Genomic DNA, 21,971 nt, shown 5'->3' on the forward strand with positions numbered 1-21,971 from the left:
ACGAGCTCAGGGCGAACGGAGGTGCCGCCTTTACGGTATTGTCTATCCGGCCGTCCTACTGCCAGCCCCCGCCCAGCGCCTTGTAAAGCGCGATGCGGTTGGAAGCATCGGACTGGCGCACGGCGATCAGGTCCAGCTCGGCGGCGTACAGGCTGCGTTGTGCATCCAGCAGGCCGAAGTAGCTGTCGACGCCCGCCTTGTAGCGCGCCTCCGAAAGCTTGAAGCTCGCCTCGGTCGCCTCCACCAGCTTGCGCCGCGCGTCGAGCTGCTCGGTCAGCGTCGCACGGTCGGCGAGCGCATCGGCCACTTCGCGGAACGCCGACTGGATCGCCTTCTCGTATTGCGCCACGGCGATCTCCCGCTGCACCTTCGTCGCCTCGAGATTCGCCGAGAGCCGTCCCGCCTCGAAGATCGGCAGCGAGATCTGCGGCATGAAGCTCCACGTCCCCGATCCCGCCTCGAACAGGCCGTCCAGCGTGCTGCTCGCGGTGCCCGCCGCGGCGGTCAGCGTGATGCGCGGGAAGAAGGCCGCTCGCGCCGCGCCGATACTGGCGTTCGCCGCACGCAACTGGCGCTCCGACTGCAGGATGTCCGGGCGGCGCGTCAGCACCTCGGACGGCACGCCCGCCGGCAGCTCGGCCACCGACGTGATCGAATCCGCGAAGCCCTGCGGCAGCAGCGCGGCCGGAACCTCCGCGCCGACCACCAGCGCCAGCGCGTTCCGGTCCTGCGCGACGAGCGACGTGTAGCGTGCCGCATCGGCGCGTGCCCCTTCGAGCAGCGTCTGCGCCTGGCGCAGGTCGAGCGCCGACGTTGCACCGACGTCGAAACTGCGTTTCGTCAGATCGTAGGACTTCTGCCGCGTCGCCAGCGTGTTGTTCGCCAGCGTCTGCCGCTCCCGATCCGCCGCGAGGCGCACCCACGCATCGGCGACTTCCGCGACGAGGCTGATCTGAGCGCTGCGCCGCGCCTCCTCGGTGCCCAAGTACTGCTCCAGCGCCTGCTCGTTGAGGCTGCGGATACGGCCGAAGAAGTCCAGTTCGTAGGCCGAGAAGCCCACCGTCGCACTGTATTGCCGCGTCGTGCCCGCTGCGCCGGACCGGCTCAGATCGGCAGGCAGGCGCTGCGCGGTCTGCCCGCCATTCGCCGCGATCGACGGGAACAGGTCCGCGCGCTGGATACCGTATTGCGCCCGCGCACGCTCGATGTTGAGTGCGGTGATGCGCAGGTCGCGATTGTTCGCGAGCGCCAGTTCGACGAGTTCACGCAGGCGCGCGTCGGCGAAATAGTCGCGCCAGGCCGGCGCATCGCTCGCGCTCGCGGCGGTCGCGGGCGCATCCGGGAATGCGGCCGGTACCGGCGCGGCCGGACGTTCATAGGCGGGGATCAGCGAACACGCCCCCGCCAGCGTGGCGGCCATCGCGACGACCAGGGTACGCAATCGAGTCATCACTTTGCCTCCTGCACTGCCCGCGCATCCGACACGGACACCTCGTCCTGCGGCTTGCTCTTGAAGACGCGCTTGATCACGACGTAGAACAACGGAATGAAGAAGATGCCCAGCACGGTCGCCGCGATCGTGCCGCCGAGCACGCCGGTGCCGATGGCGTTCTGGCTGCCCGCCCCGGCCCCCTTGGCGATCGCCAGCGGCAACACGCCGAGGCCGAACGCCAACGAGGTCATCAGGATCGGCCGCAGCCGCATGCGCACTGCCTCCAGCGTCGCCGCGATCACGTCCTTGCCCTCCTTCTCCATCTGCGCCTTCGCGAACTCCACGATCAGGATCGCGTTCTTCGCCGACAGGCCGATCGTGGCCAGCAGACCGACCTGGAAATACACGTCGTTCGACAGCCCGCGTCCGGTCGCCGCCAGGATCGCGCCCAGCACCCCGAGCGGCACCACCAGCATCACCGCGAACGGCACCGACCAGCTCTCGTACAACGCCGCCAGGCACAGGAACACCACGAGCAGCGACAGCGCGTACAGCGCCGGCGCCTGCGCCCCGGAACGGCGCTCCTCGTAGGAGGTGCCGGTCCATTCGTAGCCGATCCCCGCCGGCAGCTTGGCCACGATCTCCTCGACCGCAGTCATCGCATCACCCGAGGACAGTCCGGGCGCCGCCTGACCCAAGATCTCGATCGACGGCTGGCCGTTGTAACGCTCGAGACGCGGCGACCCATACACCCAGCGCGCCGTCGAGAAGGCCGACAGCGGCACCATCTCGCCCTGCTTGTTGCGCACGTACCACTTGCCGAGATCCTCCGGCGTCATCCGTGCGGGCGCATCGGCCTGCAGGTACACCCGCTTGATGCGGCCACGGTCGATGAAGTCGTTCACATAGACGCCGCCCCACGCCGTGTTCAGCGTGTCGTTGACGTCCGCGATCGAAACACCCAGAGCACCCGCCTTCGCATGGTCGATGTCGAGCTGGTACTCCGCGACGTCATCCTGGCCGTTCGGGCGCACGGCAATCAACCGCTTGTCCTGCGCCGCCAGGCCCAGGAACTGGTTGCGCGCCGCGACCAGCGCGTCGTGACCGAGGCCCGCACGGTCCTGCAGCATCACGTTGAAACCGTTCGACGTGCCCAGCTCCAGCACCGCCGGCGGCACGAAGGCGAACACCATCGCCTCGCGGATCTGCGAGAACGCGCCCATCGCCCGCCCCGCCACCGACTTCACGTCGCGCCCCGACTCGCGCCGCTCATTCCAGTCACGCATGCCGACGAAGCCCAGGCCCATGTTCTGGCCGCTGCCGCCGAAGCTGAAACCAGCCGCCGTGAAGATCGAGCGCACGCTGTCCTTCTCGGTCTCGAGGAAGTGCTTCTCGACCTTCTTCAGCACCTCGACCGTGCGCTCCTGCGTCGCGCCTGCGGGCAACGTGACCTGCGTGAACATCACGCCCTGGTCCTCCTCCGGCAGGAAGGAAGTCGGCATGCGGGCAAACAGCAGGCCCAGCACGACGATGATCGCGACGTAGATCGCGAGATAGCGGAAGCTGCGATGCAGGATGCGGGCAACCGCCGACTCGTAGCGGTGCGTATTGCGCGCGAACATCTTGTTGAACCAGTGGAAGAAGCGCCCGAAGATGCCGCCCTCGCCGTGCTCGTGGCCCTTTTCCACCGGCTTGAGCATGGTCGCGCACAGCGCCGGCGTGAACACGATCGCCACCAGCACCGACAGGCCCATCGCCGCCGCGATCGTGATCGAGAACTGGCGATAGATCACGCCCGTCGAACCGCCGAAGAACGCCATCGGGATGAACACTGCGGACAGCACCAGGCCGATGCCGACCAGCGCCCCGGTGATCTGCCCCATCGACTTCTTCGTCGCCTCCTTGGGCGAAAGCCCCTCCTCGGTCATCACGCGTTCGACGTTCTCGACGACCACGATCGCATCGTCCACCAGCAGGCCGATCGCCAGCACCAGGCCGAACATCGTCAGCGTGTTGATCGAGAAACCCGCCGCCGCCATCACGCCGAAGGTACCGAGCAGCACCACCGGCACCGCGATCGTCGGGATGATCGTCGCGCGGAAGTTCTGCAGGAACAGGTACATCACGAGGAACACCAGCGCGATCGCCTCGATCAGCGTCTGCACCACGCCCTGGATCGAGATCTTCACGAACGGCGTCGTATCGTACGGCACCACGACCTCGATGCCGGCCGGGAAGTACGGCTTCATCTGCTCCATCTTGGCGCGCACCGCAGCGGCGGTTTCCAGCGCGTTCGCGCCCGCTGCCAGCTTCACGCCGATACCCGCGGCCGGCTTGCCGTTGAAGCGCCCGACGATGCCGTAGTTCTCCGCCCCGATCTCGATGCGCGCGACATCCTTGAGGCGCACTTCGCCCCCTTGGGCCGAGCTGCGCAACAGGATCTTCTCGAACTGCGCGACCGACTCCAGCCGGTTCTGGGCCGTGATCGTCGCCGTGTAGCCCTGCCCCGACACCGCGGGCACGCCGCCGAGCTGACCCGCCGAAACCTGCGCGTTCTGCGTGCGGATCGCCGCCTGCACGTCACCCGGCGTCAGGTGGAAATTGTTGAGCTTGGCCGGATCGAGCCAAATACGCATCGCATATTGCGCGCCGAACACCTGGACTTCGCCGACGCCCGTCACGCGCGACAGCGGATCCTGCACGCTCGAAACCAGGAAGTCCGAGAGGTCGGCCCGGTCCATGCTGTTGTCCCCGGAGACGAAGCCCAGCACCATCAGGAAGTTGCGCGTCGACTTGGCGACCTGCACCCCCTGCTGCTGCACCGCCTGCGGCACCAGCGGCAGCGCGAGCTGCAGCTTGTTCTGCACCTGCACCTGTGCAATGTCGGGGTTCGTGCCCGCATCGAAGGTCAGCGTGATCGTCGCACGGCCGAACGAGTCCGACGACGAACTCATGTACAGCAGCCCGTCGAGGCCAGTCATCTTCTGCTCGATGACCTGGGTGACGGAGTCCTGCACCGTCTTCGCCGAAGCGCCGGGATAGGTCGCGTTGATGACTACGGTCGGAGGTGCGATCGACGGATACTGCGCCACCGGCAGGCGCATGATCGACAGCGCGCCGAACAGCATGATCACGATCGCGATGACCCACGCGAAGATGGGCCGGTCGATGAAGAAACGTGCCATCGTCCGCTACCTCACTTGGCCGCCGCGGGGGCGGGCGCCGCCGCAGGCGCTGGCGCGGGCGAACCCGCCGCACCGGCTTCCTGGGCCTGCACCACCGCGCCCGGGCGCACCTTCTGCAAGCCCTCGACGATCACGCGCTCGCCCGCCGCCAAGCCCTGCGTCACCACCCAGGCGTCCCCATGCGACTGGGCCGCCGTGATGATGCGCGCCTCGACCTTGCTCTCCCCGTTGACCACCATCACCGTCGCATTGCCGCGCGGATCACGGCTCAAGGCCGCATGGGGAACGAGGATCGCGTCGCTGTTCACGCCTTGGGAGAGGCGTGCACGCACATACATGCCTGGCAGGAGGTCGCCCTTCGGGTTCGGGAACACCGCACGCAGCGTCACGCTGCCGGTGCCCTGATCGACGGTGATTTCCGAGAACTCAAGCTTGCCCTCGCTGCCGTACAGCGAGCCGTCCTCCAGCACCAGGCTGACCGGAACCGCGTCGCCGCCGGCACGCTTCAGCCGCCCGTCGGCAAGATCGCGCCGCAATTTCAGCAGTTCGGCACTCGACTGCGTGACATCCACATAGATCGGATCGAGCTTCTGCACCGTCGCCAGGGCCGCAGCCTGATTGGCCGTCACCAGCGCCCCCGGCGTCACGGTCGACCGGCCGATGCGTCCGCTGATCGGCGAATTCACGCGGGTGAAATCGAGATCGATCTTCGCCTTGTCGACCGCTGCCTTCGCGCTCGCCACTTCGGCCTGTGCCTGCTTGAGCTCGGCCGCCGCATCGTCGTTGGCCTGCTTGCTGACCGCCTCGATGCCGACCAACTGCGCATAGCGCTCCGCCTTCAGCCGCGCCGCATGCACGTTCGCCTCGGCACGGGCGAGGTTCGCCCTGGCGCTGTCGTGCGCGGCCTGATAGGTCGCCGGATCGATCTGGTACAGGACCTGCCCGGCCTTCACCTCGCTACCTTCCGTGAACAGGCGCTGCTTGACGATACCCCCGACCTGAGGCCGCAGCTCCGCGATCAGATACGGAGCGGTCCGGCCCGGCAGCTCCGACGTCAGCGGCACCGCTTCCGTGCGCACCGAAACCACCGTCACGGCGGGTGCTCCCTGCCCTGCACCGGGACCTGCGGGCTGCGACTTGCCGCCACTGCAGGCGGCCACCAAAAATGCGCCAACGACGACCACTGTCAGGGCGTTGAAACGCTGGCTGGGGTTTCTATGCATGTTTTGCCTCGAAATCATCGCGGACCGCCGGTCGCAGTCCGCTGTACGGAATTCATTGTGCCAGAGTTAGAGTGATCATTCTAGATCGAACGCTCATTCTATGTTAGCCTAGGTTGCAGATCAACGTTTCTGCAAACCGATTACGACCACGAGAACCACCAGATGTGCCCCGAATCCGTCGAACGATCACGCGCCGAAGTGCGCCGCGCCCAGATTCTTGCCGCTGCAGTCGACTGCTTCCGCCAGCACGGGTTCCATGGCGCCAGCATTGCGCAGATATCGAAGGCGGCCGGCATGAGCCCAGGGCACATCTATCACTACTTCGAAAACAAGGAAGCGATCATCTCCGCAATCGTCGCGGGCGACCTCGAACGTTTCCTGATCCTCACGGCGGAAATCCGGTCCGCGTGCAACGTGCGCGAAGCGATGCTCGCCCGCGTGGGCGAAGGCATCGACGAGTGCCTGGACCAACAGACCGCTGGCCTGAAGCTGGAGATCGTCGCCGAAGCCTCGCGCAATCCCCACGTCGCCGAAATCGTGCGCTCCGCCGACAAGGTCTGCCGCGAAAGCCTCATGCTGACGATACGCGACACGCGCCGTGCGGCCGGCCACGAGGACGACGATGCCACGCTCGCCGCCATGGTCGAGGTCTTCATCTCGATGTTCGAGGGCCTGCAGATCCGGACGATCCGCAACCCGGGCATCGACCGCAGCATCGTAATTCCGCTGTTCCAGAACGCCCTGCGCGCCCTGCTCGACCAGTCACCCTGAACGCGCCGACCGCCCTCGCGTCCCCAAAGCTCATCGCCCTCCCCGGCCCGCGGTCGCCCGGACTGTAACCTTTGCGTGCCGCGGTCCATCTAATGGGCAAACCGGGAGCACGCCATGACAACCGTCGCACGTACAGGATCCACCCTCGAGTCGGATAACGCACTGGTCGAAGGCATCCTCGCGGGCGATGCCCTCGCCTTCGAGCGCATGATGCGCCAGCACAATCGCCGCCTGTTTCGCGTTGCGCGCAGCATCCTGCGCGACGACGCCGAGGCCGAGGACGCCGTGCAGGACGGCTACATCGAAGCGCACCGCGCCCTGCGCAGCTTCCGCGGCGAGTCCCGCCTCTCCACCTGGCTCACGCGCATCGTCGTGAACCAGGCACTCGCGCACCGGCGCGGACGCCGCTCATCCGGCGATGCGGCTACGGACCTCGACACCCTGCCCGACCGCGGCAACGACGAGATCGTGCAAACCCCGGAAACCCAGGCGATGCGGGCAGAACTGCGCCGCGTCATCGAATCGTCCATCGACCACTTGCCCGACGCCCATCGAACGGTATTCATGCTGCGCGCCGTGGAAGGCCTCAGCGTCGACGAGACGGCCGCGGCGCTGGGCATCTCGGCCGGCAACACCAAGGTCCGCTTCCTGCGCGCCCGGGCACAGTTGCGCGAAGCCCTCGGCCAGCACCTCGGCACCCTGCTCGAGGACGTATTCAGCTTCGACGGAGAGCGCTGCGACCGCATCGTGGCACGCGTAGGCGCACGCCTCGGCCTGACGCTCGCCATCCCCACCCCCCTCCCCGCTCGCGGGGAACCGTCCAACGACTGAAGGAGATCGCCATGATTGTCCGGATAAACCCTTTTGCCGCCCTCGAGGACATCGGCCGGCGGCGTTTCATCCTCGGGTCTGGCGCACTGCTCTCCGCCAGCGCCGTCGCCCTGCTCGCCGGGCGTCCTGCCCTCGCCGCGGAATATGGCAAGAAGAAGGGCGCCGACACCCAGTCGGACATCCGCATCCTTAACACCGCCCTGGGCGCGGAACTAGAAGCGATCGCGGCCTATGGCGTGGGCGCCGGCAGCGGCCTGCTGCAGAAACCGGCACTCGATCTCGCGCTGCAGTTCCAGGGCCAGCACAAGGAACACGCCGACGTCCTCGCCAAGACGGTTCGCAAACTCGGCGGCACCCCTGTCGAGGCAAAGTCCCGCTACGAGTTCCCGACCGAGCAGCTGAAGACGCAGGCCGACGTGCTCGGCTTCGCCGCGGGGCTCGAAAAGGGCGCAGTCAGCGCCTACCTCGGTGCCGTGCCGCTGTTCCGGGAACGCGAACTCGCCAGGGCCGCCGCCAGCATTCTCGGCGACGAAGCGATGCACTGGGCCGTGCTGCGCCAAGCACTCGGCGAAAACCCCGTGCCCGCGGCCTTCGTGTCATGAGGTGCGCACTGGCGGTGACACTGGCGCTGCTCGCGGCGCAGTGCGGCATCGCCGCCGGCAGCACCGCCTTTCCCGGCGACCCGGCGCGCGGCGCGGCCATCTACGATCGCTGCATCGCGTGCCACGCGCTCGCCTACAACCGCACCGGCCCCAAGCATTGCGGCCTGTTCGGGCGCCGCGCAGGCAGCGTGTCGGGCTTCGCCTACTCCCCCGCGATGGCGCGGGCGAAGTTCACGTGGAACGCCGAGACGCTCGACCGCTTCCTCGAAAACCCCGGCCGGACGCTGCCCGGCACGACGATGGGTTACGCCGGCATCGCCGACCCGCGCGAGCGGGCCGACCTGATCGCCTGGCTCCGGCAGGCCACGACCGAATCGCCCGACTGCCGGCGCTGATCCCCCGCCCTGCACCATCGACCCCTCACTCGGCGCCCGGATCGTCCGCGGAATCCGGGAACAACACGTCGGTAAAGCCGAACCTGCTCAGGTCGCGCATGCGCATCGGATACAGCACGCCGGCCAGATGGTCGCATTCGTGCTGCACCACTCGTGCATGAAACCCCTCCACACTGCGATCGATGCGGCTGCCGTCCGGCGCATGCCCCAGATAGCGGATGCGCTGGTACCGCGGCACCACGCCGCGCAGCCCCGGCACCGACAGGCAACCTTCCCAGCCGTCCTCCTCGTCCTCGCCCAGCGGCGTGATTACCGGATTCACGAGAATCGTGCGCGGCACCGGCGGCGCGTCCGGATACCGCTCGCTACGCTCGAACCCGAAGATCACCACCTGCAGGCTCACTCCGATCTGCGGGGCCGCCAGCCCGACGCCGCCGGCTGCGGCCATCGTGTCGAACATGTCACCGATCAGCGCGTCGAGTTCGCGAGTGCCGAACGCACACACCGGCTCTGCCGCTTGCAGCAGGCGCGGATCGCCCATGCGGAGGATGGTTCTGACTGCCATGGCTGCACGCTCCCGAACGGTTTCGATGTGACGACCTCCGGCCAACCCGGCCGGACAGCCGGCGGCCTGCGGCCTGCGGCCTGCGGCCTGCGCGCGCAATGGTACGACGCACTATGGTCACGTCAAGGCCGACGCACCAACGCGCGGAAACGCGACCCCCAGATCGCCCGCCGCCCCGCCGCCCGATCGCGCCGAATTGAACCGTTTTCCCCGCGCTTATCGACGCAGCACCGGCCGCAGCAGCGCGATAACCTGCTCCCATGTCCGAACCGTTTGGTGCGAACGGACGAGGAGCAACAAATGGAAATCGAATATCTGGAGTACGAGTGCGAAGTGATCGACCTCGACGACACTGCGGCGCGCAACGGCGATGCACAGGTCGAAGAAGCCGCCGCCGAGGCCGTGTTCGCAAGCTGGTTCACCGACTGGCGCAGCCGCAGCGCGCCCGAGGCGAGCACCGGCGCTGACTGACAGCCCCGGGGCAGCGACAATGGCCGCAACCCGTCGCGGGCACCCGCCCCTGCACCGACGGCTTCAGGACGAATCGGCAGGATGACGCCCGATCTCTTCGAAAACTGCGACGAGGGCCCTTCCGGCCGCGAAGAACTCGCACCGGGAGCGCTGGTCCTGCGCGGCTTCGCCCGCCCCCAGGCCGAAGGCCTCATCGCCGAAATCGCGGAAATCTCCACCCGCGCCCCGTTCCGCCAGATGCTCACGCCTGGCGGCCAGCGCATGTCCGCAGCGATGACCAACTGCGGCCCGCTCGGCTGGATCTCCGACCGCCACGGCTATCGCTACGAACCGTGCGATCCACTCAACGGCAAGCCGTGGCCGCCCATGCCCGCATCCTTCCTCCACCTGGCCGCCGACGCTGCCGCCGCAGCCGGCTTTCCCGGGTTCGTCCCCGACGCCTGTCTCATCAACCGCTACGAGCCCGGCACCCGCATGTCCCTGCACCAGGACCGCGACGAGCAGGACCTCGCCGCGCCCATCGTCTCGGTATCGCTCGGCCTGCCGGCAGTCTTTCTCTTCGGCGGTCTGAACCGCAGCGACCGCAGCGATCGCCTCGCGCTCATGCACGGCGATGTGGTGGTGTGGGGCGGCCCCTCGCGCCTGCGCTTTCACGGCATCCTCCCCATGAAGGAAGGCACCCACGCCCTGCTCGGCCGCCAGCGCATCAATCTGACCTTCCGCAAGGCGGTTTGAACAGCCGCGCAACATTGCGCCGGGTGTCATACCGATCCGCCCACGCGAATCGCCGGCCTGACCTTGCTCTCCTGCGATCGGAAAGGCTCCGTGTGACACGGGCAAAAAAAAGCCGGCTTGCGCCGGCTTTCATGCTGCGATTTTACAGCGTATCTGGTGGGTGCTGACGGGGTCGAACCGCCGACATTCGCCTTGTAAGGGCGACGCTCTACCAACTGAGCTAAGCACCCGTACCGGACGGGTACTTGGCCCGTTCCAGCAAAGTCCGTCAGTTTACCGCATCTTTCAGGGCCTTGCCAGCCCTGAACTTCGGAACCTTCGCCGCCTTGATCTTGATGTTCTTGCCGGTACGCGGGTTACGGCCGGTACGCGCGGCACGCGCACCGACATGGAAGGTGCCGAATCCGACAAGGGTCACGGAGTCGCCCGCCTGAAGCGCGCCCTTGACCGCCGCAATCGCTGCATCGAGCGCCTTGCCCGCGGCCGCCTTGGACAACTCTGCTTCCGAGGCGATTTGGTCGATCAGTTCGGATTTGTTCACTTAAGTCCCCTTTTGGATATGAGAGCGATAACCCGAAATGCGCAAACCCTCAGCTGGTGCCGCATTCAGGGCGATTCCAAATGCGTTGCGAGAAGCACGGACTTTATATCGCGCTGTATTCCAAGGTGTCAATACGCGCTGCAGCGTTTTACATCGCTGCAGCGCATATCGACGCGGGACTCGGGGAACATTCCCCCTCCGGCTCAGTGCGCGCGGACGGTCTTGCCCGTCGTGCCGCCTTCAACGGATTCCGCCGGCGGAGTTTCTTCCGCCACGGCGTCCGGCAGAGGCTGGGGCATGCGCTCGAGCGCGTGTTCGAGCACCTGATCGATCCAGCGCACGGGGATCACTTCGATCGCATTCTTGATGTTCTCCGGAATTTCCACGAGATCCTTGACGTTCTCTTCCGGAATAAGCGCCACGCGGATTCCGCCGCGCACCGCCGCCAGCAGCTTTTCCTTCAGCCCGCCGATCGGCAGGACCTCGCCGCGGAGCGTGATTTCCCCGGTCATCGCAACGTCGCAACGCACCGGAATGCCCGACAGCACCGACACCAGCGCGGAGCAGATCGCGGTGCCCGCCGACGGACCGTCCTTGGGAATCGCGCCTTCCGGCAGGTGAATATGGATGTCGCTCTTCTGGTAGAAGTCCTCCTGGATACCCAGCGAGCGGGAACGCTTGCGCACCACCGACAGCGCCGCCTGGATCGACTCCTGCATCACCTCGCCGAGTTTGCCGGTCGTCATGACCTTGCCTTTGCCCGGCAGTGCAACCGCCTCGACCGTGAGGAGTTCGCCGCCGACCTCGGTCCATGCCAGACCCGTCACCTGGCCGATCTGGTTTTCCTTCTCGGCCATGCCGAAGGAGTACTTGCGCACACCCAGGTACTTGTCGAGATTCTTCGCGTTGACGATGACCTTGCTGGTGCGCTTCTTCAGCACCAGCGACTTCACCACCTTGCGGCAGATCTTCGAGATCTCGCGCTCCATGCTGCGCACGCCCGCCTCGCGGGTGTAGTAGCGGCACACGTCGCGCAGCGCTTCGTCGGTCACCGACAGCTCGTCGCGCTTCAATCCGTTGTTCTTCATCTGCTTCGGCAGCAGATAGCGCAACGCGATATTCACCTTCTCGTCTTCCGTGTAGCCGGACAGGCGGATCACCTCCATCCGGTCGAGCAGCGCCGCCGGGATGTTGAGGGTGTTCGCCGTCGCCACGAACATCACGTCCGACAGGTCGAAATCGACCTCGATGTAGTGGTCCTGGAAGGTGTGGTTCTGCTCCGGGTCGAGCACTTCGAGCAGCGCCGAACTCGGATCACCGCGGAAGTCCATGCCGAGCTTGTCCACCTCGTCGAGCAGGAACAACGGGTTCTTCACGCCGACCTTGTTCATGTTCTGCAGGATCTTGCCCGGCATCGAACCGATGTACGTACGGCGGTGGCCGCGGATCTCGGCCTCGTCGCGCACGCCACCCAGGGCCATGCGCACGAACTTCCGGTTGGTCGCTTTCGCGATCGACTGACCGAGCGAGGTCTTGCCCACGCCCGGAGGGCCGACGAGGCACAGGATCGGCGCCTTGACCTTGTCGACGCGCTGCTGCACCGCGAGATACTCGAGGATGCGTTCCTTCACGCGCTCGAGGCCGTAGTGATCCTTGTCGAGGATCTTCTCCGCCTCGGCGAGATCGCGGCTCACACGCGACTTCTTCTTCCACGGCAGACCGATCAGCGTGTCGATGTAGTTGCGTACGACGGTCGCTTCGGCGGACATCGGCGACATCAGGCGGAGCTTCTTGAACTCGGCCTGGGCCTTCACGAGCGCCTCCTTGGGCATGCCCGCGGCCTTGATCTTCTTGTCCATCTCCTCGAGATCGGCACCTTCCTCGCCTTCCCCGAGCTCCTTCTGGATCGCCTTGACCTGCTCGTTCAGGTAGTACTCGCGCTGACTCTTCTCCATCTGGCGCTTGACGCGGCCACGGATGCGCTTCTCGACCTGCAGGATGTCGAGCTCGGTCTCGAGCTGCGACAGCAGACGCTCCAGCCGGTCGCCGGTGTCGGCCATCTCCAGCACCTCCTGCTTCTGCTCGAGCTTGAGCGGCAGGTGGGCGGCAATGGTGTCCGCAAGCCGACCGGCATCGTCGATCCCGGACAGCGACGCAAGGATCTCCGGCGGGATCTTCTTGTTCAGCTTAACGTACTGGTCGAACTGGGCGATGATCGCGCGACGCATCGCCTCCAGCTCGTTGTTGTCGGTTTCGGGCACCGGCACCGGCGTGACTTTCGCCACGAAGACGCTGCGCAGGTCTTCGACCGAGTCGACGCGGGCACGCTGCACGCCTTCGACGAGCACCTTGATCGTGCCGTCGGGAAGCTTGAGCATCTGCAGGATGTTGGCGATGCAGCCGATCTCGTAGAGATCCTCGGCCGAAGGCTCGTCCTTGGCGGCGGATTTCTGCGCCACGAGGAGGATACCCTTGCCCGCCTCCATGGCGTTCTCGAGGGCCTTGATCGACTTCGGGCGACCCACGAAGAGCGGAATCACCATGTGCGGGAACACCACTACATCGCGCAGCGGCAGCAGCGGCAGTTCCATTTGCTCGTGGGGGAGGTCAAGCGGGCCTGACATGATTGTTATTACCTCGAAAGGACTGGTCAGGCCCACATGGGGGCCCGACCATGAAATATCAAGCGGCGCCTAGAACCGAATTCTTCGGGTTCAGTTGGAACCCGACACCTTCGGCTGATCCGCGTAGATCAGCAGCGGCTGGGCGCCCTCTTCGATCGTGCCTTCGTCGACGACCACTTTCTCCACCCCTTTCATGGTGGGCAGGTCGTACATGATGTCGAGCAGCGCGGCCTCGAGGATTGAGCGCAGGCCGCGCGCGCCGGTCTTGCGGCGGATCGCCTTGCGCGCGACGGCGTGCAGCGCCGCCGGACGGATCTCGAGTTCGACGCCTTCCATCGAGAAGAGCTTCTGGTACTGCTTCACCAGTGCGTTCTTGGGCTCGACGAGAATCTGGATCAACGCAGCCTCGTCGAGTTCCTGCAAGGTGGCGACGACCGGCAGACGGCCGACGAATTCCGGGATCAGACCGAACTTGACGAGATCCTCCGGTTCCACATGGCGGAAGGACTCCGTGAGGTCACGGCCCTGGCGGCTCTTGATCTCCGCACCGAAGCCGATGCCGATCTTCTCCGTGCGGTTGCGGATGACCTTCTCCAGGCCGTCGAACGCGCCGCCGCAGATGAAGAGGATGTTGGTGGTATCGACCTGGATGAAATCCTGGTTGGGGTGCTTGCGGCCGCCCTGCGGCGGAATCGAGGCCACTGTGCCTTCGATCAGCTTCAGCAGCGCCTGCTGCACGCCTTCGCCCGACACGTCGCGCGTGATCGACGGGTTGTCGGACTTGCGCGAGATCTTGTCGATCTCGTCGATATAGACGATGCCGTGCTGCGCCTTGTCGACGTCGTAGTCGCACTTCTGCAGCAGCTTCTGGATGATGTTCTCGACGTCCTCGCCGACGTAACCGGCTTCGGTGAGCGTCGTCGCATCGGCCATCACGAACGGGACGTTGAGCAGGCGCGCGAGCGTCTGCGCGAGCAGCGTCTTGCCGGAACCGGTGGGCCCGATCAGCAGGATGTTGCTCTTCGACAGCTCGACGTCTTCCTTGCGGCCCGAAATGTGGCGCAGGCGCTTGTAGTGGTTGTACACCGCGACGGCCAGGTTGCGCTTGGCCTGCTGCTGGCCGATCACATACTGGTTGAGGATCTCGCAGATCTCGGCCGGCGTGGGCAGGCTGCTGCTGCCGCCTTCCGTCTCGGCCGACTGCGCGATCTCGTCACGGATGATGTCGTTGCACAGCTCGATGCATTCGTCGCAGATAAAGACCGACGGCCCCGCAATGAGTTTGCGAACCTCATGCTGGCTCTTCCCGCAAAACGAGCAGTACAGCAGCTTTTCGCCGCCCGCCTTTTTTTCCGTCATGGTCTTCCTCTCGTATGTCAGGCTTCGGAGCGGGTCGTCAGGACCTTGTCGACGATACCGTATTCCATCGCATCCTTGGCCGACATGAAGTTGTCGCGATCCGTGTCCTTCTCGATCCGCTCGATTGCCTGCCCGGTGTGCTTCGCGAGCATTTCGTTTAGGCGTGCCCGGATGTTGAGGATCTCGCGGGCATGGATCTCGATGTCGGACGCCTGGCCCTGGAAACCGCCCAGCGGCTGGTGAATCATGACGCGCGAGTTGGGCAGGCAGAAGCGCTTGCCCTTCGCGCCGGCGGCGAGCAGGAAGGAACCCATGCTCGCGGCCTGTCCGATGCACAGCGTGCTGACGTCAGGCTTGATGAACTGCATCGTGTCGTAGATCGCCATCCCCGCCGACACCGACCCCCCGGGGGAATTGATGTAGAAGAAGATGTCCTTGTCCGGGTTCTCGGACTCGAGGAAAAGCAACTGCGCCACGATCAGGTTGGCGGTGACGTCGTTCACCGGACCGACCAGAAACACCACGCGCTCCTTCAGGAGGCGCGAATAGATATCGTAGGCGCGTTCGCCCCGACCGCTCTGTTCAACCACCATCGGGACCAGGCCAAGGCCGACCGGATCCCAGCTGCTGCCCGAATGTGGCGCCATGTTGCTCATTCCTTGGACCTTTGCGGCATCAGGCCGCGTTGTTACCCATCAGTTCGTCGAACGACACCGCGTTGTCCGAGGTCTGGGCCTGCGAGCTGACCCACTCGACCACGTTATCCTCGATCACCACGGCCTCGGCTTGCGCGAGACGTTCCGGCTGCGCGTAATACCAGCGTACCAGTTCCGACGGATCTTCGTAGCTCTGTGCCATCTCCTCGACCAGCGTGCGAACCTGCTCCGGTTTGGCGTAGAGTTCCTTCGCCTTCACGAGTTCGGACATGATCAGACCAAGTTTGACACGGCGCACGGCCTGATCGGTAAACCAGGCGGCCTCGACCGGGATGTCCTTGGTCTTCATGCCGCGCATCTCGAGGTCGCGCTTGGCGTTCTCGGCCAGCTGGCGGCTCTCGGCATCGATCAGCGCCTTCGGCACTTCGATCGGATTGGCGTTCAGCAGCGCATCCATGACCTGCTCCTTGATCTTGGCCTGGATGCGGCGCTTCACCTCGCGCTCGAGGTTTGCGCGCACTTCGTCGCGCAGCTTGGCGACGTCGCCGTCGGCAACGCCCAGCGAACGGGCGAGATCGGCATCGATCGCGGGCAGGACGGCAGCCTCGACGCGCTTCACGGTCACTTCGAACTGGACCGTCTGGCCGGCGAGGTTAGCGGCATGGTAATCCTCGGGGAAGGTCATGTCGAAGGTCTTGCTTTCGCCCGCGGCGAGGCCGGTCACGGCCGTCTCGAAGTCCTTGAGCATCGAGCCGGCACCGATCACGAAGGGGAAATCCTGCGCCTGGCCGCCCTCGAACAGTTCGCCGTCCTTGCGGCCGGCGAAATCGATCACGACGCGGTCGCCCTCGGCAGCGGCCCGCTCGGCGGTCTCGAAGCGGGTGCGCTGCTTGCGCAGCACTTCGATGGTCTTGTCGACTTCAGCATCGCCGACAACCAGCACCGGGCGCTCGACCTTGCTTTGCGACAGATCACCCAGCTCCACCTGCGGGTAGACTTCGAACACGGCGCTGAACGCCAGCGTGCCCTCGGCAGCGGCTTCCTTCGGCTCGATGCGGGGATAGCCGGCAACGCGCAGGTTCTGTTCGCGTACGGTGTCGCCGAACGCCTTTTCGACCGCAGCACCGATCGCTTCGGAGCGTGCCTGCGATTCGTAGGTCTGGGCGACAATCTTGAGCGGCACCTTGCCAGGTCGGAAACCCGGCATCTTCACGGTACGCGCCATGCGCTTCAGGCGAGAGTCGACCTCCTTGTCGATCTCGGCCATGGACACGGACATGTCGATGCGGCGCTCCAGCGCGCCCAGCGTTTCCTGGTTGGTCTGCATTAAGTAACGATCCCTGACAAGTCAAAGTTTGCTCACGAGACATCCGCCGGGTTTCGGGGACGCCTGCCCGACCACGATGGGCGAACGGAGCGCGTAAAAAGTAGGTTTTCGATTCTAGCACAGCAGGAGGCCCTTCCTTCCAGAGTCCTTCCAGCCGCAAAATGACCCCTGAGGACTTGCGCATGGAATGAGAAAAACCACGGAACTTGAGCCCTCGGGCACCCTCTGACGGGTGTCGGTGAACGGCTCGACCCAGACAGGAGGAATCCAGATGACGATCTTCAATGCCTACCAGGCCCGTTTCGAGGCGGCTCGCGAAGAGGAAATGTCCATCCAGGAGTACCTGGAGTTGTGCCGGTCGGATCGTTCGGCGTACGCAACGGCTGCGGAGCGGATGCTGATGGCGATCGGCGAGCCCGAGCTGGTCGACACTCGCGTGGACCCGCGCCTGTCGCGCATCTTCTCGAACAAGATGCTCAAGATCTACCCGGCCTTCCGCGATTTCTACGGAATGGAAGAGGTGATCGAGCACATCGTTTCGTACTTCCGCCATGCGGCGCAGGGACTGGAAGAGAAGAAGCAGATCCTCTACCTGCTTGGACCGGTCGGCGGCGGCAAGTCCTCCCTCGCGGAGAAGCTGAAGTCACTGATCGAGAACGTCCCGTTCTACGCAATCAAGGGGTCGCCGGTACATGAGTCGCCGCTGGGCCTCTTCGACGTGAATGAGGACGGCCGCCTGCTCGAGGACGATTTCGGCATCCCGCGCCGCTACCTCAACACGATCATGAGCCCGTGGGCGGTGAAACGCCTGCACGAGTTCAACGGCGACATCACCCGCTTCCGCGTCGTCAAGCTGCGGCCCTCCGTGCTGAAGCAGACCGCGGTCGCCAAGACGGAGCCGGGCGACGAGAACAACCAGGACATCTCGTCGCTGGTCGGCAAGATCGACATCCGCAAGCTCGAGCAGTACTCCCAGGACGACCCGGACGCGTACAGCTACTCGGGCGGTCTGTGCCTGGCGAACCGCGGCCTGCTGGAATTCGTCGAGATGTTCAAAGCGCCGATCAAGGTGCTGCACCCCTTGCTGACCGCGACGCAGGAAGGCAACTACAAGGGCACCGAGGGCTTCGGCGCGATCCCGTTCGACGGCATCGTGATGGCGCACTCGAACGAATCGGAGTGGGTCGCGTTCAAGAACAATCGCAACAACGAGGCCTTCCTCGACCGGATCTACACGGTGAAGGTGCCGTATTGCCTGCGCGTGTCCGACGAGGTGCATATCTACGAGAAGCTGCTCGTCGAGAGCTCGCTGGCCGACGCCCCGTGCGCGCCGGACACGCTGCGCATGATGGCGCAGTTCGCCGTGCTGTCGCGCCTGAAGGAGCCGGAGAATTCGAGCATCTACTCGAAGATGCGCATCTATGACGGCGAGAACCTCAAGGACACCGACCCGAAGGCGAAGAGCTTCCAGGAGTATCGCGACTACGCCGGCGTCGACGAGGGCATGACCGGCCTGTCGACGCGCTTCGCGTTCAAGGCGCTGTCCAAGGTGTTCAACTTCGATCACCGCGAGGTGGCGGCAAACCCGGTGCACCTGATGTACGTGCTCGAACAGCAGATCGAGCAGGAACAGTACGCACCGGAGGTCGAGGCGCGCTACATGGGCTACATCAAGGAGTTCCTGGCGCCCCGCTACGCCGAGTTCATCGGCAAGGAGATCCAGACGGCGTACCTGGAAAGCTACTCGGAATACGGCCAGAACATCTTCGACCGTTACGTGACCTACGCCGACTTCTGGATCCAGGACCAGGAGTTCCGCGATCCGAACACCGGCGAGATCCTCGACCGTTCGGCCCTGAACGACGAGCTCGAGAAGATCGAGAAGCCTGCCGGCATCAGCAACCCGAAGGACTTCCGCAACGAGGTGGTGAACTTCGTGCTGCGCGCACGGGCGAAACACGACGGCAAGAACCCGAGCTGGACGAGCTACGAGAAGCTGCGCGGCGTGATCGAGAAGAAGATGTTCTCGAACACCGAGGAGCTGCTGCCGGTGATCAGCTTCAACGCGAAGGCGAGCGCCGACGACCAGAAGAAGCACCAGGACTTCGTCGATCGCATGATCGAGAAGGGCTATACCGAGAAGCAGGTGCGGCTGCTGTGCGAATGGTATCTGCGGGTCCGCAAGTCGTCGTGACCGACGCGCCGTCCGGACGACGCGTCCGGGCGGCGTTCCGCATCCCTGCCGGAGACATACATGACCCGCATCATCGATCGGCGGTTCGACAGCAAGAATAAGAGCGCGGTCAATCGCCAGCGCTTCATGCGCCGCTTCAAGCAGCAGATTCGCCGCGCGGTGAACGACGCGATCCAGGATCGCTCCATTCGCGACCTCGACAACGGCGAGCAGATCACGATCCCGTCCAAGGATCTGAGCGAGCCGCAATTCCAGCATGGCCGCGGGGGCATCTGGGAACAGGTCTTTTCGGGCAACGATCAGTTCGCCAGCGGCGATCTGATCAACCGCCCCCCTTCCGGCGGGGGTGGAGGACGAGGCCAGGGCAAGGCGAGCAACGAGGGGGAAGGCGAAGACGACTTCGTGTTCCACCTGTCGCGCGAGGAATTTCTCGACATTTTCTTCGACGACCTTGCCCTGCCCAACCTGGTCCGCACCCAGCTCGCGCGCATCACGGATTACAAGACCCAGCGCGCCGGCTTCAAGTCGGACGGCTCGCCGGCGAACATCAACATCGTGCGCTCGATGCGCGGCGCGCTGGGGCGCCGGCTCGCGCTCGGCTCGCCGTTTTCCGCACGGCTGCGCGAACTGCAGAAGGAGCTGGAGCGGGTCATCGAGGAGTCGGGCGAGGATTGCGAGGAAGCGCTGAAGCTCAAGGACGAGATCGGACGCCTGCGCGCGAAGATCGAGGCGATTCCCTTCATCGACAGCTTCGACCTGCGCTACAACAACCGCATCCGCGTGCCGAAGCCGACCACGCAGGCGGTGATGTTCTGCGTGATGGACGTCTCGGGCTCGATGGACGAGGAGAAGAAGGCCACGGCGAAGCGCTTCTTCATGCTGCTGTACCTGTTCCTCACGCGCACCTACGAGCACATCGACGTCGTCTTCATCCGCCACCACACGGTGGCGAAGGAAGTGGACGAGGAAGAGTTCTTCCATTCGCGCGAATCCGGGGGTACGGTGGTTTCGAGCGCGCTGAAGCTGATGCATGAGGTGATCGCCGAACGCTACGCGCACGGCACCTGGAACATCTACGGAGCCCAGGCGTCGGATGGCGACAACTGGGACAACGATTCGCCGATCTGCCGCGAATTGCTGGGCGCGCAGATCCTGCCGTGGTGCCAGTACTTCGCATACATCGAGATCACTCCCGGCGAACCGCAAAATCTGTGGCGGGAGTACGAGAAGCTGTCCGGCGAGCACAAGAACTTCGCCATGCAGCGCATCGAGGAACCGGCCGACATCTATCCGGTGTTTCGCGAACTCTTCAAGAAGAATTTCGTATGAAGCGCGCCACCTCAAAGAAGGTCAAGCAGCTGCCGGCGACGTCCGAGTGGACTTTCGAGGCCATCGACGCCTACCACACCGAGATCGCGCGCGTGGCGGCGAATTTCGGCTTGGACTCCTATCCCGCGCAGATCGAGCTGATCACCTCGGAACAGATGATGGACGCGTACGCGTCGGTCGGCATGCCGGTGAACTACCACCACTGGTCCTTTGGCAAGCACTTCCTCTCGACGGAGAAGAGCTACCGGCGCGGCCAGATGGGCCTGGCCTACGAGATCGTCATCAATTCGAACCCCTGCATCGCCTACCTGATGGAGGAAAACACGCTGACGATGCAGGCGTTGGTGATCGCGCATGCAGCCTACGGGCACAACAGCTTCTTCAAGGGCAACTACCTCTTCCGCACCTGGACCAATGCCGACGCGATCATCGATTACCTGGTGTTCGCACGGAACTACATCGCGCAGTGCGAGGAGCGGCATGGCGAGGAAGAAGTGGAGTTGCTGCTCGACTCCTGCCATGCGTTGATGAACCTGGGCGTGGACCGCTACAAGCGCCCCCCCAAGCTGTCGCTGGCGAAGGAGAAGCTGCGCCAGGCCGAGCGCACCGAATACCTGCAGAGCCAGGTGAATGAGCTATGGCGGACGCTGCCGGTCCACGACGCCAAGCCGGGCAAGGTCTCCGCTCCGCGCTTTCCGCCCGAGCCCGAGGAAAACCTGCTGTACTTCGTCGAGAAACATGCGCCGCTGCTGGAGCCCTGGCAGCGCGAAGTCGTGCGCATCGTGCGCAAGGTCGCGCAGTACTTCTTCCCGCAGCGCCAGACTCAGGTCATGAACGAGGGCTGGGCGTGCTTCTGGCACTACACCCTGATCAACAAGCTGTACGACGAGGGCCTGCTTGCGGACAGCTTCATGCTGGAGTTCCTGCAGTCGCACACCAACGTGGTGTACCAGCCCTCCTACAACGATCGCTGGTACAGCGGCATCAACCCGTACGCGCTGGGCTTCGCCATGTGGCAGGACATCAAGCGCATCTGCGAGGATCCAACCGAGGAAGACCGGGCGTGGTTTCCCGACATCGCGGGCAGCGACTGGCGCGAGACCTTCGACTTCGCGATGAAGAACTTCAAGGACGAGAGCTTCGTCGCGCAATACCTGTCGCCGAAGATCATGCGCGACTTCCGCATGTTCGCGATCCTTGACGACGAACACGAGGCGAAGCTCAAGGTCTCGGCGATCCACGACGAGACGGGTTACCGGCGCGTGCGTGAGATCCTGTCCGACCAGTACAACCTCGGCAGCCGTGAACCGAATATCCAGGTCTGGAACGTCGATCTGCGCGGCGACCGCTCGCTGACGCTGCGTCACCAGCAATACCGCAAGCGGCCGCTGGGAGGCAGCATCGACGAGGTGATGAAGCACATGGCGCGGCTGTGGGGCTTCACGGTGCGGCTCGAGACCCAGCACGAGGACGGAACGGTCGAACTGGTGCAGGAGACGCGCCTCGAAAAACGCCGCGGACAGGCCGAGAATTAAGGAATCTTCGCAGCGAGTCCGTACACGCGTAATGCCGCTGAACGCCGGCCCGTCGGATCGACGCGCCGGCGTTCGTGTTTCGGAGCACACGATCCGCGATGGCTTGCGGGCGCCCTCTCATGACGCCTTTTTGCCCGCCATGACCGATCGCACATTGACGTCATAAATCCGACTGGGGCTAGAATCGGGCATTTCC

At 64.8% G+C, this 21,971-nt stretch carries 18 protein-coding genes and 1 tRNA gene; 9 read left to right on the forward strand and 10 right to left on the reverse strand.

Features of this window, described 5'->3' with window-relative positions:
* Positions 1-55: 55 nt before the first annotated feature.
* The 3 genes from adeC to BW991_RS05110 are packed head-to-tail and all read right to left on the reverse strand — an operon-like array spanning position 56 to position 5,840.
* On the reverse strand, positions 56-1,450 hold the full coding sequence (adeC, locus tag BW991_RS05100) for an AdeC/AdeK/OprM family multidrug efflux complex outer membrane factor (RefSeq protein ID WP_076601031.1): 1,395 nt from the start codon (positions 1,448-1,450) through the stop codon (positions 56-58).
* Positions 1,450-4,617 carry an efflux RND transporter permease subunit gene (locus BW991_RS05105; RefSeq protein ID WP_076601032.1) on the reverse strand — a complete coding sequence of 1,056 codons (3,168 nt, stop codon included), beginning with the start codon at positions 4,615-4,617 and terminating at the stop codon, positions 1,450-1,452. The genes adeC and BW991_RS05105 overlap by 1 nt, the downstream gene beginning before the upstream one ends.
* Before the next feature lie 11 nt (positions 4,618-4,628).
* Positions 4,629-5,840, reverse strand: a complete 1,212-nt coding sequence (locus tag BW991_RS05110) for an efflux RND transporter periplasmic adaptor subunit (protein ID WP_076601033.1) — start codon at positions 5,838-5,840, stop codon at positions 4,629-4,631.
* Positions 5,841-6,002: 162 nt separating this feature from the next.
* On the opposite strand from BW991_RS05110, the gene BW991_RS05115 reads away from it, so the two are divergent.
* From BW991_RS05115 to BW991_RS05130, 4 genes are all read left to right on the forward strand, one after another.
* The gene (locus tag BW991_RS05115; RefSeq protein ID WP_076601034.1) at positions 6,003-6,611 is read left to right on the forward strand and encodes a TetR/AcrR family transcriptional regulator; all 609 of its coding nucleotides are present in this window, start codon (positions 6,003-6,005) and stop codon (positions 6,609-6,611) included.
* 114 nt (positions 6,612-6,725) lie between these two features.
* Positions 6,726-7,442: an RNA polymerase sigma factor gene (locus tag BW991_RS05120; RefSeq protein WP_076601035.1), complete on the forward strand. Its 717-nt coding sequence runs from the start codon at positions 6,726-6,728 to the stop codon at positions 7,440-7,442.
* An 11-nt stretch (positions 7,443-7,453) separates the two neighbouring features.
* Positions 7,454-8,044, forward strand: a complete 591-nt coding sequence (locus BW991_RS05125; RefSeq protein WP_076601036.1) for a ferritin-like domain-containing protein — start codon at positions 7,454-7,456, stop codon at positions 8,042-8,044.
* A complete protein-coding gene (locus BW991_RS05130) occupies positions 8,041-8,439 on the forward strand; it encodes a c-type cytochrome (RefSeq protein ID WP_076601037.1) in 399 nt (132 codons plus the stop codon). The genes BW991_RS05125 and BW991_RS05130 overlap by 4 nt, the downstream gene beginning before the upstream one ends.
* A gap of 25 nt (positions 8,440-8,464) precedes the next feature.
* Here BW991_RS05130 and def read toward each other — a convergent pair whose 3' ends face one another.
* On the reverse strand, positions 8,465-9,004 hold the full coding sequence (gene def / locus BW991_RS05135) for a peptide deformylase (protein WP_076601038.1): 540 nt from the start codon (positions 9,002-9,004) through the stop codon (positions 8,465-8,467).
* A gap of 300 nt (positions 9,005-9,304) precedes the next feature.
* Between def and BW991_RS23835 the strand changes: the two genes are divergently transcribed.
* Both BW991_RS23835 and alkB read left to right on the forward strand, forming a co-directional pair.
* Positions 9,305-9,475 carry a hypothetical protein gene (locus BW991_RS23835; RefSeq protein ID WP_170879052.1) on the forward strand — a complete coding sequence of 57 codons (171 nt, stop codon included), beginning with the start codon at positions 9,305-9,307 and terminating at the stop codon, positions 9,473-9,475.
* A gap of 81 nt (positions 9,476-9,556) precedes the next feature.
* The gene (gene alkB / locus BW991_RS05140; protein ID WP_076601039.1) at positions 9,557-10,210 is read left to right on the forward strand and encodes a DNA oxidative demethylase AlkB; all 654 of its coding nucleotides are present in this window, start codon (positions 9,557-9,559) and stop codon (positions 10,208-10,210) included.
* Between the two features lie 154 nt (positions 10,211-10,364).
* Here the strand turns inward: alkB and BW991_RS05145 are convergent.
* The 6 genes from BW991_RS05145 to tig form a co-directional block, all read right to left on the reverse strand.
* Positions 10,365-10,440: transfer RNA gene (locus BW991_RS05145), tRNA-Val, on the reverse strand.
* Between the two features lie 38 nt (positions 10,441-10,478).
* Positions 10,479-10,751 (reverse strand): HU family DNA-binding protein, encoded by a 273-nt coding sequence (locus BW991_RS05150; protein ID WP_076601040.1) that lies wholly within the window; start codon positions 10,749-10,751, stop codon positions 10,479-10,481.
* A 203-nt stretch (positions 10,752-10,954) separates the two neighbouring features.
* Complete coding sequence (lon, locus tag BW991_RS05155) at positions 10,955-13,375, reverse strand: endopeptidase La (RefSeq protein WP_076601041.1); 2,421 nt, start codon at positions 13,373-13,375, stop codon at positions 10,955-10,957.
* Positions 13,376-13,465: 90 nt separating this feature from the next.
* Complete coding sequence (gene clpX / locus BW991_RS05160) at positions 13,466-14,734, reverse strand: ATP-dependent Clp protease ATP-binding subunit ClpX (protein WP_076601042.1); 1,269 nt, start codon at positions 14,732-14,734, stop codon at positions 13,466-13,468.
* Between the two features lie 17 nt (positions 14,735-14,751).
* On the reverse strand, positions 14,752-15,390 hold the full coding sequence (gene clpP, locus BW991_RS05165; protein ID WP_076601043.1) for an ATP-dependent Clp endopeptidase proteolytic subunit ClpP: 639 nt from the start codon (positions 15,388-15,390) through the stop codon (positions 14,752-14,754).
* Between the two features lie 19 nt (positions 15,391-15,409).
* Entirely contained in the window at positions 15,410-16,717 is a 1,308-nt protein-coding gene (gene tig, locus BW991_RS05170) for a trigger factor (RefSeq protein ID WP_076601044.1), read from the reverse strand.
* A gap of 271 nt (positions 16,718-16,988) precedes the next feature.
* Between tig and BW991_RS05175 the strand changes: the two genes are divergently transcribed.
* The 3 genes from BW991_RS05175 to BW991_RS05185 are packed head-to-tail and all read left to right on the forward strand — an operon-like array spanning position 16,989 to position 21,775.
* Entirely contained in the window at positions 16,989-18,911 is a 1,923-nt protein-coding gene (locus BW991_RS05175) for a PrkA family serine protein kinase (protein ID WP_076601045.1), read from the forward strand.
* A gap of 60 nt (positions 18,912-18,971) precedes the next feature.
* Entirely contained in the window at positions 18,972-20,240 is a 1,269-nt protein-coding gene (locus BW991_RS05180; protein WP_076601046.1) for a YeaH/YhbH family protein, read from the forward strand.
* Positions 20,237-21,775 (forward strand): SpoVR family protein, encoded by a 1,539-nt coding sequence (locus BW991_RS05185; RefSeq protein WP_076601047.1) that lies wholly within the window; start codon positions 20,237-20,239, stop codon positions 21,773-21,775. The genes BW991_RS05180 and BW991_RS05185 overlap by 4 nt, the downstream gene beginning before the upstream one ends.
* The last annotated feature ends 196 nt before the right edge of the window (positions 21,776-21,971 follow it).

The sequence above is a fragment of the Aromatoleum tolulyticum genome (genome assembly GCF_900156155.1).
GTDB lineage: Bacteria > Pseudomonadota > Gammaproteobacteria > Burkholderiales > Rhodocyclaceae > Aromatoleum > Aromatoleum tolulyticum.